This window comes from Gordonia sp. UCD-TK1 (assembly GCF_001691435.1).
GTDB lineage: Bacteria > Actinomycetota > Actinomycetes > Mycobacteriales > Mycobacteriaceae > Gordonia > Gordonia hongkongensis.
This window is the reverse complement of record NZ_LZMP01000024.1, coordinates 115375-134990: the sequence shown is the minus strand read 5'-3', so window position 1 is coordinate 134990 and position 19616 is coordinate 115375. Positions and strand designations below refer to the sequence as shown.

15 protein-coding genes and 1 pseudogene are annotated in these 19616 nt (G+C 67.2%); 5 read left to right on the top strand and 11 right to left on the bottom strand.

Annotation, left to right across the window (positions count from 1 at the left end):
• Window positions 1-12: 12 nt before the first annotated feature.
• Window positions 13-573, bottom strand: coding sequence for a peroxidase-related enzyme (locus A9310_RS14535; protein ID WP_065631235.1), 561 nt, complete (start codon window positions 571-573; stop codon window positions 13-15).
• Between the two features lie 287 nt (window positions 574-860).
• On the opposite strand from A9310_RS14535, the gene A9310_RS14530 reads away from it, so the two are divergent.
• Both A9310_RS14530 and A9310_RS14525 read left to right on the top strand, forming a co-directional pair.
• Window positions 861-1304 (top strand): MmpS family transport accessory protein, encoded by a 444-nt coding sequence (locus tag A9310_RS14530; RefSeq protein ID WP_065631234.1) that lies wholly within the window; start codon window positions 861-863, stop codon window positions 1302-1304.
• Between the two features lie 27 nt (window positions 1305-1331).
• Entirely contained in the window at window positions 1332-4283 is a 2952-nt protein-coding gene (locus tag A9310_RS14525) for an RND family transporter (protein ID WP_065631367.1), read from the top strand.
• A gap of 266 nt (window positions 4284-4549) precedes the next feature.
• On the opposite strand, the pseudogene A9310_RS25230 reads toward A9310_RS14525, so the two are convergent.
• Window positions 4550-6085: pseudogene (locus A9310_RS25230) on the bottom strand (phytoene desaturase family protein); the annotation flags it as partial.
• A gap of 61 nt (window positions 6086-6146) precedes the next feature.
• Here A9310_RS25230 and A9310_RS14515 point away from each other — a divergent pair.
• On the top strand, window positions 6147-6977 hold the full coding sequence (locus tag A9310_RS14515; protein ID WP_065631366.1) for an aldo/keto reductase: 831 nt from the start codon (window positions 6147-6149) through the stop codon (window positions 6975-6977).
• A gap of 49 nt (window positions 6978-7026) precedes the next feature.
• Here A9310_RS14515 and A9310_RS14510 read toward each other — a convergent pair whose 3' ends face one another.
• From A9310_RS14510 to A9310_RS14485, 6 genes are all read right to left on the bottom strand, one after another.
• Window positions 7027-7539: a GtrA family protein gene (locus tag A9310_RS14510; protein ID WP_078111851.1), complete on the bottom strand. Its 513-nt coding sequence runs from the start codon at window positions 7537-7539 to the stop codon at window positions 7027-7029.
• A gap of 75 nt (window positions 7540-7614) precedes the next feature.
• Window positions 7615-10233 (bottom strand): dipeptide ABC transporter ATP-binding protein, encoded by a 2619-nt coding sequence (locus tag A9310_RS14505; protein WP_065631233.1) that lies wholly within the window; start codon window positions 10231-10233, stop codon window positions 7615-7617.
• Window positions 10230-11195: an ABC transporter permease gene (locus tag A9310_RS14500; RefSeq protein ID WP_065631232.1), complete on the bottom strand. Its 966-nt coding sequence runs from the start codon at window positions 11193-11195 to the stop codon at window positions 10230-10232. Before A9310_RS14500 ends, A9310_RS14505 begins: the two co-directional genes overlap by 4 nt.
• A gap of 1 nt (window position 11196) precedes the next feature.
• Complete coding sequence (locus A9310_RS14495) at window positions 11197-12807, bottom strand: ABC transporter substrate-binding protein (protein WP_065631231.1); 1611 nt, start codon at window positions 12805-12807, stop codon at window positions 11197-11199.
• A 166-nt stretch (window positions 12808-12973) separates the two neighbouring features.
• Window positions 12974-13852: a TIGR03619 family F420-dependent LLM class oxidoreductase gene (locus tag A9310_RS14490; RefSeq protein WP_065631365.1), complete on the bottom strand. Its 879-nt coding sequence runs from the start codon at window positions 13850-13852 to the stop codon at window positions 12974-12976.
• Between the two features lie 132 nt (window positions 13853-13984).
• Window positions 13985-14458 carry a helix-turn-helix domain-containing protein gene (locus A9310_RS14485; protein ID WP_065631230.1) on the bottom strand — a complete coding sequence of 158 codons (474 nt, stop codon included), beginning with the start codon at window positions 14456-14458 and terminating at the stop codon, window positions 13985-13987.
• Window positions 14459-14512: 54 nt separating this feature from the next.
• On the opposite strand from A9310_RS14485, the gene A9310_RS14480 reads away from it, so the two are divergent.
• Both A9310_RS14480 and A9310_RS14475 read left to right on the top strand, forming a co-directional pair.
• Window positions 14513-15337 carry an acyl-CoA thioesterase II gene (locus A9310_RS14480; protein ID WP_065631229.1) on the top strand — a complete coding sequence of 275 codons (825 nt, stop codon included), beginning with the start codon at window positions 14513-14515 and terminating at the stop codon, window positions 15335-15337.
• Window positions 15322-16749, top strand: coding sequence for a DHA2 family efflux MFS transporter permease subunit (locus A9310_RS14475; RefSeq protein ID WP_083207387.1), 1428 nt, complete (start codon window positions 15322-15324; stop codon window positions 16747-16749). The genes A9310_RS14480 and A9310_RS14475 overlap by 16 nt, the downstream gene beginning before the upstream one ends.
• 148 nt (window positions 16750-16897) lie before the next feature.
• Here the strand turns inward: A9310_RS14475 and A9310_RS14470 are convergent, their stop codons facing one another.
• From A9310_RS14470 to A9310_RS14460, 3 genes are read right to left on the bottom strand one after another with little or no spacing between them, the layout of a single operon-like run.
• Window positions 16898-17851, bottom strand: a complete 954-nt coding sequence (locus tag A9310_RS14470; protein ID WP_065631228.1) for a glycosyltransferase — start codon at window positions 17849-17851, stop codon at window positions 16898-16900.
• Window positions 17848-18687 carry an ABC transporter ATP-binding protein gene (locus A9310_RS14465; RefSeq protein ID WP_065631227.1) on the bottom strand — a complete coding sequence of 280 codons (840 nt, stop codon included), beginning with the start codon at window positions 18685-18687 and terminating at the stop codon, window positions 17848-17850. The genes A9310_RS14470 and A9310_RS14465 overlap by 4 nt, the downstream gene beginning before the upstream one ends.
• A gap of 11 nt (window positions 18688-18698) precedes the next feature.
• Window positions 18699-19562 (bottom strand): ABC transporter permease, encoded by an 864-nt coding sequence (locus A9310_RS14460; RefSeq protein WP_065631226.1) that lies wholly within the window; start codon window positions 19560-19562, stop codon window positions 18699-18701.
• Window positions 19563-19616 lie beyond the last annotated feature (54 nt).

Here is a 19616-nt window from a genome sequence, read left to right as displayed (position 1 = left end):
CCGTGTCCCGAGTCACCGACCAATGGAATAGAACTCGTGATTGGGTGCCACCGCCGTCAGGTGTGCGAGTCGGTTCGACGCGGCGAAGAACGCAGTGATCGCCCCGACGTCCCAGATCTCGTCATCGGTGAGCCCCGCTTGCCGGGCGCGAGCCATGTCGCTGTCCGCGAACAGTTCTGGGGTCCTGGTCAGGGCGAGAGTGAGATCGACGATCGCGCGCTGACGCTCATCCAGGACCGCTCCGGCAGGGTTGGTTGCCACGTGATCGGAGAGGTGTGGATCCTTGGATCGCACGCGCAGGATGGCGCCGTGGGCGACGACGCAGTAGATGCATCTGTTCGCTCCGGACGAGGCGACGACGACCAACTCGCGTTCGGCTTTCGACAGCGGGCCCGGTTCCTCCATCAGGACGTCGTGATAATCGAGGAACGCTCGTAGCTCGTTCGGGCGATGCCCCAGCGCGCGAAAGATGTTGGGGACGAAACCAGACTTCTCCGCGATGGGGTGGATGCGATCGCGAAGGTCATCCGGCAGGTCGGCGAGTTCGGTCAAGGGGAATCGGCTCGTGGTCATGGCAAGGCCTTCCGTCACAGGGGCGCACCCTGCTCGCTTCGCGAGGAGCCCATGGTCGCGCCTTGCGACGTGACTCACCACCCCCGGAAGAAGGGGTCACGGCCATCACGCATGGAGTTCATGGCGGAGGTCCGCGTCGGATGGCTTCGAAGCAAGACGCGGGCGTTCGGTGGACCTTGCCAACGTGCGATGTCACATATAGAGTCCCTGCCACTGGCAGGCAGAACGCGGCTCGGCAGGCATAAGGCCAGGTCGAGGCGCGGATGCCTGATGTCGATGGGGGTCCGATGAAGAAGTCCGTTGCGTATGCAGGCTCGTGGTGGATCGTGTGGGTGGTCATCGCGGTGATGTCCGTGTCGGCGTTCTACGTCGGCAAGCTGCGCCTGAGTGAGATCCCCTACCGGGCGATCGGCCACTCGCCGGCGGCGCCTGAGGCGGGCGTCGTGCGCGACAAATCGATCGAGTACGTGGTGACCGGCCCGGCGGGCTCGTCAGCGCGGGTGTCCTACATCGAGCCCGGGGGACGGGTCGTCGACGACAAGGTCTCCGTTCCGTGGCGGATGGTGCTCCGTACGCGCGAACTGACGACTTCCGTCGGGGTGCTCACTCAATCATCAGGTCGCGGCGCGGTGTCATGCGCGGTGCGGGTCAACGGATTCGAGCGAGCGAGGCAGACCGGCTCGGGTGCCGACGGCAGCACGGTCGCCAATTGTCTGGTTCCGGTGGCGTAGGTGAGCGCCGACGAAGGGGAGCGGCAGATGACCACCAGACGCGAGCGGTTCGCTCGACTCCGACAGGGACTCTCCACCGAGATCCGGCGGCCCGTTCGCCGCGAGGTGCTGCGCGGCAGGGCATCGCAGAGGCCGCGGTTCGCACGCTTTCTGTACGCCTGTTCGCTGCCGGTCATAGTCATCTGGTTGCTCATCGCCGGCGTTCTCAACATCGTTGTGCCCCAGCTGGAATCGACGGTCACCGAACATGCGCAGTCTTTCCTGCCCGACGAGGCGTCGTCGGTGCAGGCGCTGGTCAAGATGGGCGAGTACTTCGGCGGCGGGGGCAGCAACAACTTCGTCTACGTACTCATGGAGGGTGACGAACCGCTGGGGCCCGACGCCCGCACCTACTACGACGACCTGCTGGCTGCGCTGACCGCGGACACCGAACACGTCAATTCCGCGATGGACCTGTGGTCGAATCCCGATCTCGCTCCGGCTGCACAGAGTTCCGACGGTCACGTTGCCTACGTCCTGGTGAATCTCGCCGGGAACATGGGCACCGCGCTGGCCATGGAGTCGACCCAGTCCGCGCGGGACACGGTCGCCGCGTCGACACCGCCACCCGGTATCGACGTGCACGTCACCGGTCCGTCGGCGGTCGTCAACGACGAGATGGTGGCGATCAACGACTCCATCATCCTGCTGGTCTCGGTGTGCGCGTTGCTGGTCGGTGCCGTGCTGCTGCTCGTCTACCGGTCCGTGGTCACCGCGATGGTGCCACTGCTCGGGGTAGGGCTGGCGTTGGCCGTGGCCCGCGCGACCATTTCCTTCTTGGCCGAGAACGAGATCATCAAGGTATCGATCTTCGCCGCGGCGCTGTCGGCGGTGATCGTCCTGGGCGCGGGCACCAACTACGGGATCTTCCTGGTGGGCCGGTACCAGGAGGCCCGCCGAAAGGGTCGCGACCGAGAAGACGCGTACTACGACGCACTGGCCGGCGTACAGCACATCGTCATCGCCTCGGCGCTGACCGTCGCGGGTGCGATGGCCTGCCTGGCCGCAACCCGGCTCGCGATGTTCAGCACGTCGGGATTGCCCTGCACCATAGCCATTCTCATCACCCTCGCGGCTGCACTCACCCTCGGCCCCGCGGTCCTGGCCCTCGCCACCAGGCTCGGGTTCGTGGAGCCGCGCGAGTCGGCGTCGCCACGACGCTGGCGCCGGATCGGGACCACGGTCGCCCGCTGGCCCGGCCCGGTACTCGCCGCGGCACTCGTTGTTCTCGCGGTCATGATCATCCCGCTCTCGATGTACGCCCCGAGCTACAACGAACGTCGTGCCCAGCCTGCGGACTCGCCGGCGAACGTGGGATTCGCTGCGGCAGACAGGCACCTGCCGCCCAACATCATGGCGCCGAGCGTGCTCATCGTCGAGTCCGACCATGACATGCGCAATGCGGCGGATCTGATCGCCCTTGCGCAGATGACCGACGCCGTCGCCTCGATCGACGGCGTGAACGCGGTCCAGGGGATCACCCGCCCACTCGGACAGACCCTCGACCAGGGCACCCTCACCTCCCAGGCCGGGTACATCGGTAGCCGCTTCGGTCAGATGACATCGCTTCTGCGCGATCGGATCACCGATCTCGACGCGATCGGCGTAACGGTCGATCGTCTGGACACCGCCATCGACGGCGTCGACGCGGCGCTGCGGCAAGGGGCGGCCGGCGCCGGCTCCTTGTCCGACGCGACTGCGCGATTGCAGCGCACGAGCGAGTCGACGCTCACCAAGGTCGACGAACTGTCGGCGGGGATTGCGCCGATGCGTGGACTCGTCGGGTCGATCCCGCGGTGCCAGGATGTCGTCGCGTGCCGCACCGCCCTGACCGGGCTGTCCGTTCTCGACGACGTTCCCGCACTGCGGGAATCGGTCCGGGATCTCGCCGGCGGCACCCGCTCCCTGAGTGGCGCGTTGCCCACCGCAGCCGCGCAGATCCCGACGCTGCGCGCCACGGTCACCGACATCCGCGAGCTGATCGGCCCCTTGCGCACGACACTGGGTGCGCTGCTCCCGCAGGTCGGCGAGATCACCGACTTCCTCGACGAGGTCAGTGGCGCCTACTCGGCGGGCAGCCCCGCCGCCGGCGCCTTCTTCCTGCCCAGCCAGGCGTTGGAGAGCCCGCTCTTCCAGAGCGGTATCCCGTACTACTTCTCCGATGACGGCAAGGCGACGCGGATGATCGTCACCCCGCAGCGCGAAGGTTTCAGCCGCGACGCGATGGACGTGAGCGCGGAGGTGATCCCGACGTCACTCGCGGCGATCAAGAACACATCGCTCGCCGGATCGACCGTCAGCATCGGCGGGCCGGGCGGCATGCTCCTCAACATGGAGTCGTTCGCGCACGAGGACTTCATCGCGATCGTCGTCGCCGCCTTCGCCTTCGTGTTCTGCGTCGTCCTGTTCCTGCTGCGCAGTCTGGTCGCGGCACTCGCCGTGATCGGGACCGTCGGGCTTTCCTACCTGTCCGCGATGGGGGTATCGGTGTTCCTGTGGCAGGGTCTCATCGGTAATCCGCTCCACTGGTCGGTCGCACCCATCGCGTTCACCTTCCTGGTGGCGGTGGGCGCCGACTACAACATGCTGTTGGTCAGTCGTTTTCGAGAGGAGTACGGGGCGGGTGGCGGCACCGGCCTGATCCGCGCGATGGTCGGTACGGGCAGCGTGGTCACCCAGGCCGGACTCACCTTCGGGATCACGATGCTGGCCATGCTCGCCAGCTACGCCCACAACGTCGCGCAGATCGGCACGACCGTGGCGATCGGACTGCTGATCGACACCCTTCTCGTCCGCACACTGGTGATGCCGGCGATCGCGCGACTGTCCGGTCGCTGGTTCTGGTGGCCGACGCCGTTCGTGTCGCTACCCGCGCGAGGAGCGGATCGGGCCACGACGACCATCGCCGATGACCGTCCCCTCGCCGAGATGCGCTCATAGGGCCCGGTCGACGGGTTTGGCGCCTGGCTCCGGCGGGCACGCGGATATCTCACGACCCCACGACAGGAGCGCGGCAGATGAGTCACAAGCCACCGAAGGACGTCCAAGAGGCTGCCCAGCGCGCGGTGCGATGGATCGACGACGGCAAGGCGGGTAAGGGGTTCACCGACACCGGCCGCCACCGGGCCCACCAGTTGGCCGACGGCAAGGACGTCGACGACGACCAGATCAAGAATATGCGCAACTACTTCTCTCGCCACGAGGTGCGGGATACCGCTGACCCCGCCGCCGCGACGAGCGCCCGCGCCGCACAACAGAAGTCGCGGATGCGGGGTCTCCACGCCCCACTGGCCGACTTCCGACACGGTCTCGGCCCACGGCCATTGCAACGGCCGGTGGAAGAYGTGCCCGCCGGGCAGTCCGACGGCGTCCTCGAGGTCCTGCGGGGTCTTCGCCTCGATGCACGGCCGGCCGTTGGCATCGTGCGCGATCACCGCCTGGATCGGTTCCCCCAACACCGAATTCCACGAGGCGAAGGTCGCGCCGACGGCGTGTTCGACGGCGCCGGGTTCGTCGAACACGTCTGCTGGCATGTGCAGCCCGAAGAGCGTCAGCGTGTGTTTGCCCGCGAGCTCCGGGCCCAGGATCGACGGGTCGGTGAGCGTGTGGCAGTAGATCTCGCACGGCGGGACCTCCGGCACCTCACCACGATTCGCTTGCCGCCACGCGTCGTGCAGCTGGGTGGCGGTCTGGTTGATGTGGAAGGTCCCGGCGAATGCCGACGCCGGCGGGGTCGACCCGTCGCGGAGTCGCGGCAACCGGTCGAGCAGCAGGTTGATCTTGAGTTGCGACCCGCGGGCGTCCGGCTCGCAGGGGATCGGCGTCCCGTCGAGGAACGTGTTGAACACCTGCGGCGCGCACGCGGCATAGAGCATCGAACCGCGGAAGGTGCCGCTCGTCGTCTCGACGGTCCCGTCGCCGGGATCGACGCCGGTGATCTCGACGCCCGTTCTGATCTCGGCTCCCGCCGAGGTCGCCGCCTGGTAGAGCGCACCCGACACCGCGCCCATCCCGCCGACCGGGACGTCCCAGTCGCCGGTTCCGCCGCCGATCACGTGGTACAGGAAGCAGATGTTCTGGCGCAGGGACGGATCGTCGAGGTCGGCGAAGGTGCCGATGAGTCCGTCGGTGGCGGCGATCCCGCGGATCAGGTCGTCGTCGAAGTACTGACGGAGCAGCGTGCCCAGCGGCAGCGTGGTGAGCGCCTCCCACAGTTCGGCGGTCGACGTGTCGGTGGTGGACTTGTCTGGGCCGACGACGAGGTCGTGCATGTCGGCGGCGGTCCGCAACGGCTGGGTCATGGTCGGGAAGACGCGGTCGGCGACCACGCCGAGCCGACGGTAGAACGACTGCCACGCGGTGAAGCCGAGGTCGGAGCCGGTCACCCGCCGGAACGACGCGGCCGTCGCATCGTCGTCGAGGTTGTCGACGAGGATGCCGCGCGCCGGATCCGACGGCAGGGGCGTGTACGACGAATAGCGGCGTCGGATGAGTGTGACGTCGAGGTCGAGGTCGGTGATGATCTGGCTCGGCATCAACGAGACCAGGTACGAGTACCGCGACAGGCGCGCGGAGAGACCGGCGAACGGCGTCGCCGACACCGTGGCGCCGCCGACGTGGTCGGCCTTCTCGAGGACGAGCACACGCCGGCCGGCACGAGCGAGGTAGGCGGCAGCCGTGAGGCCGTTGTGTCCCGCGCCCACCACGATGTCGTCGTACGACGCGTCGTCTCCGGTGCTCATCGGTCAAGCGTTCCAGATCGACCGGCGGCGCAGGATGCGGTTGTCGACATATCCTGATGCGGTGGACATCCCCTCGGTCGAGCTCAGCAACGGCACCTCGATCCCCCTGGTGGGGCTCGGCACCTACAACATGCTCGGCCGGCCGGCTGTCAGCGCCGTCAGCTCGGCGATCAAGTCCGGTTACCGCCTCCTCGACACCGCGCCCCGGTACAGCAACGAGCTGAGTGTCGGGATGGGCCTGCACGGGACCGGCGTCCCGCGCGAGGAGATCGTCGTGCAGACCAAGCTGAGCGGCGGTGACCAGGGTTTCGACGAGGCGATCAACGCCGCCAAGGAGAGCGCTCGCCGGCTCGGTGTCGCGCATATCGACGTGTACCTCATCCACTGGCCGTGCCCGAGCCTGGGCCGCACCGTCGATTCCTGGAAAGCGCTGCTCACGCTCGCCGACGAGGGTTACGTCCGCACACCCGGCGTCTCGAACTTCAAACAKCACCACCTGCAGATGCTCTTCGACGAGACTGGACGCTGGCCGGTTCTGAATCAGATCCAGTGCTCACCGTCGCTGCCGCGAACCGAGTTGCGGGAGTTCATGTCCGACAAGGGCATTCATGCTCAGGCGTGGCATCCGACCGGCCGCAAGGAAGGCCTGCTCGCCGACCCGGTCATCCTCCGGATCGCGCGTAAATACGGCAAGTCGCCGACGCAGATCGCATTGCGTTGGTCGGTGCAGAACGGCATCAGCGTCGTCCCGAAGTCGTCGCACACCGGCCGTCAGGTGGAGAACGCCGACCTGTTCGACTTCGCTCTCGACCCCGCCGACCTGGCCGAACTCGCCACCCTCGACCGCGGTGAGCGCGCCGCCCGTGACTCCGACGTCGACGAGGAGTTCTGACCCTGCCCGTCGACTGGGCGTCCGCTTTCGTTGACCGTGCGTTCTCGGGTCAGCGGATCTTGAAGATGACCATCCGCTGGACGACGAAGTTGATGACCGTAGCGGTGCCTTGTGCGACGACGTACGCCGCAAAGCTGTACAGCAGCGTTTCCTGCCAGGCATGCGACAGAAGCGTGTAGATACCGACGTTGACGAAGTAGGTCACCACGTAGAGCGCGACGACCGACACGAACCGCGCCATGCTCGGTTCGGCTCGGAATGTCCATCGACGGTTCAGCAGGTACGCGACGGTGGTGCCAAGGATGAACCCGGCGGATTTCGCGGGCCAGAACGGGACGTCCAGACCGTATTGCAGGAGGATCGTCAGCCCGAAGTCCAGCAGCCCGGAGAACCCGCCGGTGATGACGAAGCGCACCAGCTGGGTCTTCAGACCGACGTTCGTCGACGCCTCTTCGTCGTCGAGGGGCAGCTCGATCGGCATCGGCGCATGGCGTGTGGCGAAGTCCTCGTGGCTCGGTTCGTCGTCATCGCGGACGTGGTCACCAGGGTCGGGTCGAGACACGCTGACACCCTAGCCGACGACGCCCTGGCAACCGTGCCGACGGGCGTGGCGGGGTTGCAACGCACAGTCGACGGGTCAGGCCCGCTGCGGGACCTCCGGCGGGATGGCCGCGAGCAACGCGCGGGTGTAGTCGGTCGCGGGGTCGTGGAGGATGGTCGACGCCGGTCCACTCTCCACGACCTTCCCGTCCTGCATCACCGCGACGGTGTCGCTGATCTGCTCGACGACGGCCAGGTCGTGCGCGATGAACAGATAGGTCAGCCCCTTCTGACGCTGGAGCTCGGCGAGCAGGTCGAGGACGCTGGCTTGCACCGACACGTCGAGCGATGCCGTCGATTCGTCCAGGATCAGGACCTCCGGGTCGGACGCCAGCGCGCGGGCGATGCTCACCCGCTGCCGCTGGCCGCCGGACATCTCGTGCGGATAGCGGTCGAGGTATGACGCGTCGAGGCTGACGTCGGCGAGCAACTCTTCGGCACGACTCCGCGTGCCGTCCCGGCCGTCGGTGAGGCCGTGCGTCCGCAGCGGTTCGGCGATCGACGCCGCCACCGTCATCCGCGGATCGAGCGAGGCGGCCGGGTCCTGGAACACCATGGCGACGCGGCGTCGGAGCAGGGCTTCGTCGGCGCCGCGCGCCCCGATGGCCTCGACCCTCCGGCCGTCGAGGGTGACGGTCACGCTGCCCCGCACCGTCGTGCCCTGGGCGGACGTGATGAGGCCGGTGATGACGCCGGCCACGGTCGATTTCCCCGAACCCGATTCGCCGACGATCCCGAGCGTCCGGCCACGAGCGACCTGCAGGTCCACCCCGTCGGCGGCGTGCACCACCCGGCGCCCCGACGGGCCGCGGACCACATAGTCGACGCCCAGCCCCGTGACGCGGAGCAGTGGGTCGGCGTCGGTTCGCTTCTGAAGAGGCGACGCGCCATCACGTTCGGTGACCTTGCTCAACAGCGGACGTGAGTCCAGCAGTGTGCGGCTGTACTCGTCCTGCGGGTCGTCGAACAGCGTTGTGACGTCATTGTTCTCGACGATCCGGCCGGATCGCAGCACCATCACCCGGTCGGCGATCCGTCCGATGACGCCGAGGTCGTGGCTGATCCAGACCACCGCCATACCGCGCTCGCGCTGTAGTTTCGCGACGAGGTCGATGATCTGTGCCTGCGTGGTCACGTCGAGTGCGGTGGTGGCCTCGTCGGCGATGAGGAGTTCCGGATCGCAGGCCAACGCGATCGCGATCATGACGCGCTGCCGTTGGCCGCCGGACAACTGATGCGGGTATGCGCGCAAACGGCTTTCGGGGTCGGGCAGGTTCACGTCGCGCAGCAGGGTAAGGGCCCGTTCGCGCGCCTCGCCCCGCGAGAGGCCGAGATGCCGGCGCGGACCCTCGGTCAGTTGTTGTTCGACGGTGAGCAGGGGATTGAGGCTCGACGACGGGTCCTGGAAAACGAAGCCGACTCGCGAACCGTGGAGGGCCCGGAGTTCCGCCGGTGTGGCGCCGACGATTTCGGTGTCGCCGAGGCGGGCCGACCCGCGGACGTAGGCGCTGGGCGCGTCGAAGAGACCGGTGGCCGACAGCACACTGAGCGACTTGCCCGATCCGCTCTCCCCGACGATCCCGAGCGTCTCACCCGGCGCGACCGAGAAACTGATGCCGTGCACGATCTCTCGCGGACCGACACCGACGACGAGGTCCTCCACGCGCAGCACCGATCCGTCGGAGCTGACGTGTTTCGCGGTCGACGGTGTGGTCACCGTCGGCGACTTGCGTTCGTACCCGCGGTTGCGCAGCAGCGTGCGCTGGCGCGGGTCGAGCACATCGCGTACGCCGTCGCCGACGAGGTTGAACGCGAAGACCGTCACGAGGATCGCCAGACCGGGGAACACACCCAACCACCAGGCGGTGGTGATGAACCCCTGTGCGTCGAAGAGCATCCGGCCCCACGACGGGTCCGGCGGCTGGACGCCCAGACCGAGGAACGACAGCGCCGCCTCCGACAGGATCGCGAACGCGAGCGAGATGGAGGTCTGGACGATGACCGGACCCGAGATGTTGGGCAGCACATGCCGCATGAGGATGGCCGGTGTCCCCACCCCCATCGTGCGTGACGCCTGGACGTACTGGGTCTGTCGCACACGCAGGGTGTCGGCGCGCGCCACCCGGGCGAAGATCGGTATGTAGACGACGCCGATCGCGATCATCGCCGAGGTGACTCCCGGTCCCAGGATGGCGACGATGGCCAGCGCGAGCAGCAGTACCGGGAAGGAGAAGACCACATCGACGATCCGCATGAGCGCGGTGTCGAGGACGCCGCCCGCGAAACCCGCGACCATGCCGAGGACCACGCCCACGGTGAGGGAGATCGCCACTGCGATGACCGCCACGCGCATGCTCACCGACGCGGCGAGCACCACCCGGGAGAAGACGTCGCGACCCAGGTCGTCGGTCCCGAAGAGGTGGGACCAGCTGGGCGCCTGCAGCGCATTCGGGACGTCGATCTCGTTGGCGCCGTACGGAGCGATGAGTGGACCGAACACCGCGCACACGAGGACGACCGCGATGATGATCAACCCGATCACCGAGGTGCGGTTGCGTAGCAGCAATCGCCAGGCCGAATCGGTCGAAGGAGCTCCGGCCGATTCGTCGTCGACTCCGGTACCGGGTTCCGGCGGGTCGGGAGAGGTGAGGGTCATGACAGCCGAATCCTGGGATCGATGACGGCGTAGAGGATGTCGACGACGAGGTTGACGACCAGGAAGATCACCGCGATGAGCAGGATCGCACCCTGTAGGACCGGGTAGTCGCGCGCGGCGACCGAGTCGTAGACCAGCAGACCCAGTCCGGGCCAGGCGAACACGACCTCCACGACGATGACACCACCGAGCAGACCTGCGAACTGGATACCGGAGATGGTCAGCACGGGTACGAGCGCGTTGCGTCCGACGTGATCGAGGAGAACACGCTTGGTGCTCAGCCCTTTTGATTCGGCCGTCGTCACGAACGGTGCGTTCACCACGTCGAGCACCGACGAGCGCACGTAGCGCGTCATGATCGCCCCCGTCACGACCCCGACCGTGATCGCCGGCAGCACGAGGTGTTCGAGCCAACCGAGTGGGTCGTCGGCGAAGGGTTGGTACCCGGCCGACGGCAACCAGCCGAGCGCGGTGGAGAAGAGACCGATCAGCAGGATGCCCATCCAGAAGTCGGGCACGGAGATCCCGAACTGGCTCACCACGCGAATGACGTTGTCAGCCAACCGACCTTCCCGCAGTGCCGCCCAGAAACCGAGTGGGACAGCGATGAGCAATGCGACGACGATCGCCGCGGTCGCGAGTGTGATCGTGGCGGGAAGCCGATCGAAGAGCATCGTCGTGACCGGTTCGCTGTTGCGGAAGCTGACACCGAGGTCACCGGTGAAGGCACTGCCGACATAGTTCACCAGCTGTGCTGCCAGCGGCTGGTCGAGTCCGGACGCGCTGCGCAGGGCCTCATACGATTCCGGGGTGTAGCGGATGCCGAGTGCGATGCGGACGGGATCACCGGGCACGACCTGCATCAGGATGAACACCGCGACGATCACGCCGAGCAACACCGCGACCGTGTAGAGCAGCCGCACGATGATGAAGCGCGCCAGCGGCGAGTGCAATGCGGTCATCTCAGCTCCTCTCCAGCCGGGCATCGCGGAACCGGATGGCCTTGTCGGGTCGGACGACATATCCCCGGAGCTGCGTCACAAAAGCCTGGGTCGACGACGGGTTGTAGAGGTAGAGGTAGCTCACGTCGTCGGCGATGATGCTCGCGGCCTCGGCGTAGATCCGCTTGCGGGCCTCGACGTCGAGTTCGGTTCGGCCCCGGTCCAACAGCGCGTCGACCTCGGGGTTCGAGTACTTCTGCGAGTTCGACGTGCCCTCGGAATGGTGTTGGGCGTAGTAGAAGTCGTCCGGGTCGATGTTGCCCAGCCAGCCCAGTAGCAGGGCGTCGAAGTCGCCGGCGGCCTGGCGATCGAGCCATGCGCCGAAGTCGAGTTGTTCGATCCGCACGTCGATCCCGACGTCGGCGAGGTTCGACGCGATCACCTGCGCCGCCGTCACCGTCTCGGGATACTCGGTGGTCACCATCAGGCGCATGTCGAGTCCGCGGATGCCGGCCTGCCGGAGCAGGTCTCTGGCCTTCGCGACGGCGGCGTCGCGGTCGAGTCCGGCGGTATAGCGGTCGTAGGGTGCGAACCAGGGACTGGTCGAGGGGATCGCGAGCTCGTTGGGCGTCGCGGTCCCGTATCCGACGACCTGCGCGATCGAGTCCCGGTCGATCGCATACGCGACCGCCTGGCGGACCCGGGTGTCGTCGAACGGCGGGGCGTCGAAGTTCATCGTGACGTACCAGTAGTCGTTGGCGACCACGGTCCCGACATCGAGTGCGTCGTCGCGGCGCAGGATGCTGAGCTGCTGGGCGGGAATGGCGTCGGTCCAATCGATCTCACCCGACCGTAGTGCGGACACCGCGGTCGTTCCCTGTGAGATGAAGCTGTAGCGCACGCCGTCGACGGCGGGCGCCCCACCCCAGTAGTCGGGATTCGACGCCAACACGATGGATGCGCCCGGCGACCGGGAGACGAACGAGAACGGCCCGGTGCCGATCGGCCTGGTCGTGATCTCACCGGATTCGACGTTGCGGCGGTTGACGATGGCCAGTCCCTTGAACCCGCCGATGCTCGTCAGCAGATTGGGGGTCGGCGCGCTGACGGTGAACCGGACCCGACGGTCGTCGAGGGCGGTGATCGACGCGATGGCCTCGAGTTTGTATGCGTTGGACAGTTCTTCGTCGATGATCCGCCGAAAGGAGTATTCGACATCGGCTGCGGTCAGCGGGTCGCCGTTGTGGAACGTGACCCCGTCGCGCAGCGTGAACGTCCATTGCAGGCCGTCGGGGCTGACCTCCCAGCTCTCGGCCAGTGCCGGCCGCATCTGGAGTTGCTCGTCGGGTTCGACGAGGGTGTCGAAGACGTTCTCGAGTACTTCGAAGGTGAAGTAGGAACTGGACTTCTGCGGGTCGAGCTGGTCGGGTTCACCGGCGATGGCGGCCTTGATGGTGTTGACGGTGTCCGACGACCCGCCACCGCATGCGGCCAGCACGGACGTGCCCAGCAAGGCGGTTCCGGCGACACCGGCGACGCGAAGGAACCCGCGGCGATCGAGAACGTCGGGTCTGCGCGGCGGAAGCTGCTCGCGCACAGATGAATACACCGACCCGCTCGGCGAATCGGTCATCACTGTCCTCCCGCCCGGCGAGTGTTCGCCTCGGAGTCTCACCGCACGTCGGCCGCGCCACGGCATGCGTGAGGCGCCCTGCTGTGCAGTGTGCCCCAGCGGTACAGGTGGTGCAACCGTGCCATACCCCAGGGCAGGGCGGAGAATACCGGGAGAGGCAGGACGATCAGCCGTTGACCTTGGCGATCACGTTGTCGGCGTACCAGTTCAGATGGTCGATCTTGGTCTGCAGCGGCTCGGTGTCGTCGCCCATGACATACGGCAGCCGGAAACCGACGATCACGTCGGTGATCCCCTTGTCTTCCAGCCGCTTACATCCGTCGACGGTGTAGGCGTCCATGGAGATCACGTGGATCTCGAACGGATCGTTGGTCTTTCCCTCGGCCATGCGGATCTCGTTGATCCGGTCCAGCAGCGTCTCGAGCTCCTCGGGCGGACCGCCACCGTGCATCCAACCGTCGCCGCGGATGACCGCGCGACGCAGCGCGGCGTCGGCGTGACCGCCCACGAGTAGCGGGATCGGTTCGGTGGGCGCGGGGGTCATCTTGATCTTGGGGATGTCGTAGAACTCGCCGTGGAACTCGAAGTACTCGCCGGTGGTCAGGCCGCGGATGATGTCCATGCACTCGTCCATCCGCTTGCCGCGGCGCTTGAAGTCCACGCCCATGAAGTCGTAGTCCTCGGGCCACGGACTCGTGCCGACGCCCATCGCGAAGCGGTTGTTCGTCAGGTACGCCACCGAGCTGGCCTGCTTGGCGACCAGCGCGGGCGGGCGGACCGGCAGCTTCACCACGAACGGGGTGAAGCGGATGGTCGAGGTGACCGCGCCGAGCGCCGCGGCCTGGATGAAGGTCTCGATGAACGCCTTGCCGTCGAGGAACTCGCGATTGCCGTCGGGGGTGTACGGATACTTCGCGTCCGATTCCTCCGGATAGGCCAGCGAGTCGGGAATGGTGAAGCCGGCGTACCCCGCGGCTTCGGCGGCCTGCGCGAGCGGCGCGTAGTACGACGGATCGGTCATGGCCTCGGCATACGTGAACCGCATCATGCTCCTCGGGACGGCAGTGGAACTCCGTCCACAGTAGAACACGTTCTAGTTATTCGACATGGACTTCGTCATCGTCGCAGGTCTCCAGCGCGCAGGGGGATGGCAATTGTCGGCTGGTGGCGCCCAGGGTCAGCGAAGCCCCGCGAGGGGATTGTCCGTAGTCGCGCCGGGGCCCGGGTGTACCCGTAGTTCGCCGGTGCCGATTCGCTCGCCGCATGCCGAGCACGTCGGCTCGACCGTCATCGTCTGGCCGCAGGAGTGTGTCGACACCACTGGTGCGCCGTCCTCGGCGGTCCACCGGTCACCCCACTGACGTAACGCGGCCAGAACCGTCCAGAGGTCCCGGCCCTTCTCGGTGAGGCGGTAGTCGTAGCGCACCGGGTTGTCCTGGTACGGCTCCTTCGCCAGGATCTCGTGTTCGACGAGGGTGTCCAGCCGCTGGGTCAACACGTTCCGCGCGATGCCGAGCCGCGACGAGAACTCGTCGAATCGCGTCACGCCGAACATCGCGTCCCGGACGATCAGCAGCGTCCACCATTCGCCGACGATCTCCAACGTTTGGGCGATCGAGCAGTTCATCTCGGCGAATGAGGCGCGGCGCATAGGATCGAGAGTAGTGGGTTGCGTGACGCAACTCAACCTGCTTGCATGAGTTGCGTGAAGCAACTCACCAGGCAAGAAGCCATTGACGGATTGTTGGACAGTTTCGGAGCGACCCCGACCGGAGACGGTCGATGGTCGGCGACCATCGACCGTTCCTGGTGGGGATGGTCGGGCCCGCACGGTGGTGCCATCGCGGCGCTGGCCGTCCGGGTCGGCGCCGATGCAGCGCCGGGTACGACGGTGCGCGCTCTCGATCTGCGATTCGTCGGCAAGCCCGACGGCGGGGAGTTGCTCCTGACGCCGACGGTCCGGGAGGTCGGTCGGCACACGAGGGTCGTCGACGTCACGGTCACCCAGGCGGGTGTCGACATCGCGTCGGCATCAGTCACGACCGGGCGGGTCGGGGAATCCGCACCCACCGATGTCATCGACCGGGTCGCGGGCGTTCCCGGCCCGGAAGGGCTCGACCCCTTCATGATTCCCCCGGAGATCGTGCCGATGGGCGCGCAGCTCGATGTGCGACCGGTCGACGGTCCGCTCGCGCTCACCGGAGCCGACGAGGCCTGGATGCGGGCATGGATCACCACCCGAACCCCGATGGCCGTCGACGCCGGTTACCTGGCCCTGCTGGCGGATTGCCTACCGCCCGCCGTCTTCCCGATTCTGACTGCGCCGCTTGCACTTCCGACGGTGGCCTTCTCCATGCATGTGACGGCGCCGCTGGACGACGCCACTCCGGCGCCGATTCTCGTCCATACGCGTAACACCTCGACGTCCGGCGGCTGGTCGGTCGACGACACCACGCTGCGCGACCGCGGCGGCCGGCTCCTCGCCTCCGCGCGCCAGAGTCGCCGGGTTCTCGGATGGCCGGTCCGATGACGGTCACTCGAAGCGGCCCGGCGGCGCCGGCGCCGGCAGTCGCGCGGCCCGGCCTCGTTCTGCTGATCCTGTCCGGGGCAGCGTTCATGGCCAGCCTCGACGTCTTCATCGTCAACGTCGCCTTCGACGACATCGGTGCCGACTTCACCGGTGCGACCCTGTCCCAGATGTCCTGGATCCTCAACGCATACGCCATTCTGTATGCGGCGCTCCTTGTTCCGGCGGGCCGGATCGTCGATCGGTACGGCCGCAAGGGCGGCTTCCTGCTCGGTCTCGCGATCTTCACCGCGGCGAGTGCCGCATGTGCCGCGGCGCAGGGCGTCTGGTGGCTGGTGGCATTCCGCGCACTGCAGGCACTGGGCGCGGCGATTTTGACCCCGGCGAGTCTGGGTCTGGTCGTGGCGACGTTGCCGCCGGAACGTCGGGCCCGGTCGGTGCGCATCTGGGCGGCCACCGGCGCCCTGGCCGCGGCCTTGGGGCCGGCGGTCGGCGGTCTTCTCGTCGAGGCCTCGTGGCGCTGGGTGTTCCTGGTCAACGTGCCCGTCGGCGTGGCGGCGATCGTCGCCGGGGCGATCGTACTGTCCCGCCCCCAAAACGTCTCGGCCAGCGGCTTTCCCGACGCGTTGGGCGCGCTTCTCCTGGTCGTCTCGGTGGGGGCCTTGACACTCGGTCTGGTCCAGGGGAGTGAATGGGGTTGGACGGACCCGCGGATCACCGGTGCGTGGATCGTCGCCGGGGTCGCCCTCGTCGGCTTCGTCCTCAGTTCGGCGCGTCATCCCGAACCGGTGATCTCGCCTGCACTGCTGCGGATCCGGGCCTTCTCGGTGGCGAACGTGACGATGCTGCTGTTCTCCATCCCGTTCGCCGGCGCACTTCTCGCGAACATCTTGTGGTTGCAGCAGGTCTGGGGCTTCTCGCCGATCGCGACGGGTCTCGCGGTCTCGACCGGACCGCTGATGGTGCCGATCTTCGCGGCCGTGTCCCATCGCCTCAGTGCGCGGGTCCCGGTGGGGCGACTCGTCGCGTTCGGTTGTGTGCTCTTCGGTCTCGGGTCCGCCCTCATTGCACTGTCAGTCGACGCCACACCGGATTTCGCCACCGAGTTCCTGCCTGGCTGGCTGGTCGGCGGTGTCGGAGTGGGCTTCGCGTTGCCGTCGATCCTCTCCTCGGCGACCGCCGACCTCCCCGCAGATCAGGCCGCGACCGGGAGCGCGGTGGTCAACATGAGTCGTCAGATCGGCATGTCCCTGGGCGTCAGCTTGCTGGTCGCGATCATCGGCACCTCGGCGGTGTACGCCGATGTGCACGACTCGTTCCTGACCGCCTGGTGGGTACTCGCGGGAATCGCTGCGCTGGGCGCGATCTCGGCGTTGGGGATGACCCCGCGAGCGGTGCCCAATTCCGCCCCCTGAGGTGTGAGGAGCGCAAGCCGCCGGGCCGAGCCAGCGACGAAGGAGCGCGTCGAGGTCGACGAGCCTCGAAGGGCATGGTGACGTGCCTTGTGAAACCCTTCGTGGCTCGCTTCGCTCGCAGCTCAGGGAGCAGTGAAGGATCAACACCTCAGGGCCGCGTGAACCGCTCTCGGCGACCGAGGCCGCGAAGACGCACCCACTCGGCGAAGCCCTTCGGATCACGTTGCTGCACAAGGAAGAACCAGCCGAACCGGGCGTACTCCTGGGGCAGCAGCCTGCGGAGTCCGGGCTGGCTCATCAGGTAGCCGCGGTTGCGGTAGGTGAAGAACCGCTTGGTGTCGTTGTCGGGGTACTGGGTGTGCATGCGACCGCCCAGGATCGGTCGGAACTCGGCCGAGCCGTCGGGGTGGAGGTATCCCGCGCGCAGGCAGGTGCCGAACCGCACGCCCGAGCGGACCAACCGACGGTGCACCTCCACCTCGTCGCCGCGGAAGAACAGCCGCAGGTCCGGCACGCCCACCTGTTCGAGGCACCGTGCGGAAAACAGAGCGCCGTTGAACAGCGACGCGATGCCGGGCAGCAGATCGTCGTCCTGGGTCTGGCCGGTGACATCTGACCCGCTCGCTTCGCTCCCGGCGTCGGCAAAGAGTTCCGATCGCTTACGGCGCCACACGAGTCCGCGTCGCAGCGGGAAGGCGAGGGTGTCCGGGTCGTCGAGGTTGGCGACCACCGGTGACACCTCGTCGAGGTCGTGCCGTGCGGCGCAGTCGAGCAGCGTCGAGAGGACCGCCGGACCGTCGGGTCGGCCGTCGTCGTCGGCGCACCAGACCCAGTCGGCGCCGAGGGCGAGCGCATGCAGCATGCCCAGCGCGAATCCGCCGGCACCGCCGAGGTTTCGTCTCGACCCGAGGTAGGTCGTCGGAACGGGCTGCGCCGCAACGAGTTCGGCGACTTCGGGTTCGTCGGCGTTGTCGACGACGATCAGATGGTCGACGGGCCGGTCCTGGCCAGAGACCACGGCCAGCGACTCGGCGAGCAGCTCCACGCGACGGTGCGTGACCACGACCGCGATGACCTTCGGAGCGACGGCGCCCTCGGTCACTCCGGAGTCCCCTTCTTGTCCGCCATCTCCAGGTCGGCGATCACCCTGCGGACGTGTGCCGCGGCATCGGGGCCCTCGTAGGCTTCGACGACCTCTTCGATGCCGCCTTCCATGCGGACCTGTCCGTGGTCGATCCACAGGGCGCGGTCGCACAGCTGGGCCAGGAATTCGTTGGAATGGCTGGCGAACACCAGGATTCCCGACCGCTCGACGAGCGCCTGGAGCCGACCCCGCGCCTTGCGCATGAAGTCGGCGTCGACGGCGCCGATGCCCTCGTCGAGGATGAGGATCTCCGGGTCGATGGAGGTCACCACGCCGAGCGCGATACGCACCCGCATACCGGTGGAGTAGGTTCGCAGCGGCATCTGCAGGTAGTCGCCGAGCTCGGTGAACTCCGCGATGTCGTCGATCTTCTTGAGCATCTCCTTGCGCGTCATGCCCAGGAACATGCCGCGGATGATGATGTTCTCGTAGCCGGAGATCTCCGGGTCCATGCCGACGCCGAGGTCGAAGACGGGGGCGACCCGGCCGTGCACCCGGCAGGCGCCGCGCGTGGGTTCGTAGATGCCCGAAAGCAGACGCAGCAGCGTCGACTTGCCGGCGCCGTTGTGGCCGACCAGCCCGATCCGGTCGCCGTGCTTGAGGTGCAGGTTGATGTCCTTGAGGGCCTCGACGACGACCACGTTCGACTCGGTGGAGCCGATGACGCCGCCCGCCGCGCCGATGACCGACTTCTTCAGCGACCGGGTCTTGGCGTCGAAGATCGGGAAGTCCACACACGCGTCCCACGTGTCCACGCGGACGCGGTTGTCTCCGAGATCGTTGTTCCTGGCCATCGAATCCGTCCCTACACCCAGTACGCCACGCGGGCCCGGTAGTTGCGCAACACCAGCATGGCCAGCACCCAGCCCACGGCGGTGCAGCCCAGGACGACGGCCCAGTGGTAGAACTCGACCGGCTCGCCCAGCAGCGGTCCGCGTGCGATCTCCAGATAGTGGAACATCGGATTCAACTCGACGAGCTTCAACCTCGACGACGCCTCGCCGGTCGCGTTGCCGAGGCTCTGCGTCGTCCAGATGATCGGCGTCATGAAGAAGACCAGCTGCACCGCGGTGGTGAGGAGCTGGCCGATGTCGCGGAAGCGCGTCGACAGGATGCCGAACACGATCGTCACCCAGATCGAATTGACCACATACAGCGCGAGGGCCGGGACGATCAGCGTGACGGTCCAGTTGAGCGGAGGCGGGAAGATCAGGAACAGGATGACGATGATGACGACGTTGTGCGCGAAGATGATCAGCGCTCGCCACACCACGCGGTAGACGTGCACGCTCACGGGGGCCGGAAGCTGTTTGATCAGCCCCTCGTTCTTCGAGAAGACCTCGGAGCCCTCGAGGATCGAGCTCGAGATGAAGTTCCAGAAGATGAAGCCGAGCGCGACGTACGGCAGGAACACCCTGATGTCCATGCCGAAGAGCTCGCCGTAGAGCAGGCCCATGGCGATCGCGGTCACACCGGTCGCGATCACGATCCACAGCGGTCCCAGGACCGAACGTCGGTAGCGCTGCTTGATGTCCTGCCAGCCGAGGTGGAACCACAGTTCGCGGCTCGCGAAACCGTCGCGGAGGTCCTTGACCGCGCGCGCGAAGCTGCGCGAATCAGAGCCCTGGGGACGCGCGGGGATCGCGTCGTCGTCTACTACCGCTGACACGAGGAGTCAGCGTACCCCTCGGCCCATCCGCTGCCCGCTGCCGGTTGAGCGGGT

Excerpts from the sequence above, each read along its gene's own strand:
- A9310_RS14500 (WP_065631232.1), bottom strand. The coding sequence starts at position 11,195 with ATGACCGCATTGCACTCGCCGCTGGCGCGCTTCATCATCGTGCGGCTG.
- A9310_RS14490 (WP_065631365.1), bottom strand. The coding sequence starts at position 13,852 with ATGCGGTTCACGTATGCCGAGGCCATGACCGATCCGTCGTACTACGCG.
- A9310_RS14505 (WP_065631233.1), bottom strand. The coding sequence starts at position 10,233 with ATGACCCTCACCTCTCCCGACCCGCCGGAACCCGGTACCGGAGTCGAC.
- A9310_RS14465 (WP_065631227.1), bottom strand. The coding sequence starts at position 18,687 with ATGGCCAGGAACAACGATCTCGGAGACAACCGCGTCCGCGTGGACACG.
- A9310_RS14475 (WP_083207387.1), top strand. The coding sequence starts at position 15,322 with ATGGCCGGTCCGATGACGGTCACTCGAAGCGGCCCGGCGGCGCCGGCG.
- A9310_RS14495 (WP_065631231.1), bottom strand. The coding sequence starts at position 12,807 with ATGACCGATTCGCCGAGCGGGTCGGTGTATTCATCTGTGCGCGAGCAG.
- A9310_RS14535 (WP_065631235.1), bottom strand. The coding sequence starts at position 573 with ATGACCACGAGCCGATTCCCCTTGACCGAACTCGCCGACCTGCCGGAT.
- A9310_RS14530 (WP_065631234.1), top strand. The coding sequence starts at position 861 with ATGAAGAAGTCCGTTGCGTATGCAGGCTCGTGGTGGATCGTGTGGGTG.
- A9310_RS14485 (WP_065631230.1), bottom strand. The coding sequence starts at position 14,458 with ATGCGCCGCGCCTCATTCGCCGAGATGAACTGCTCGATCGCCCAAACG.
- A9310_RS14525 (WP_065631367.1), top strand. The coding sequence starts at position 1,332 with ATGACCACCAGACGCGAGCGGTTCGCTCGACTCCGACAGGGACTCTCC.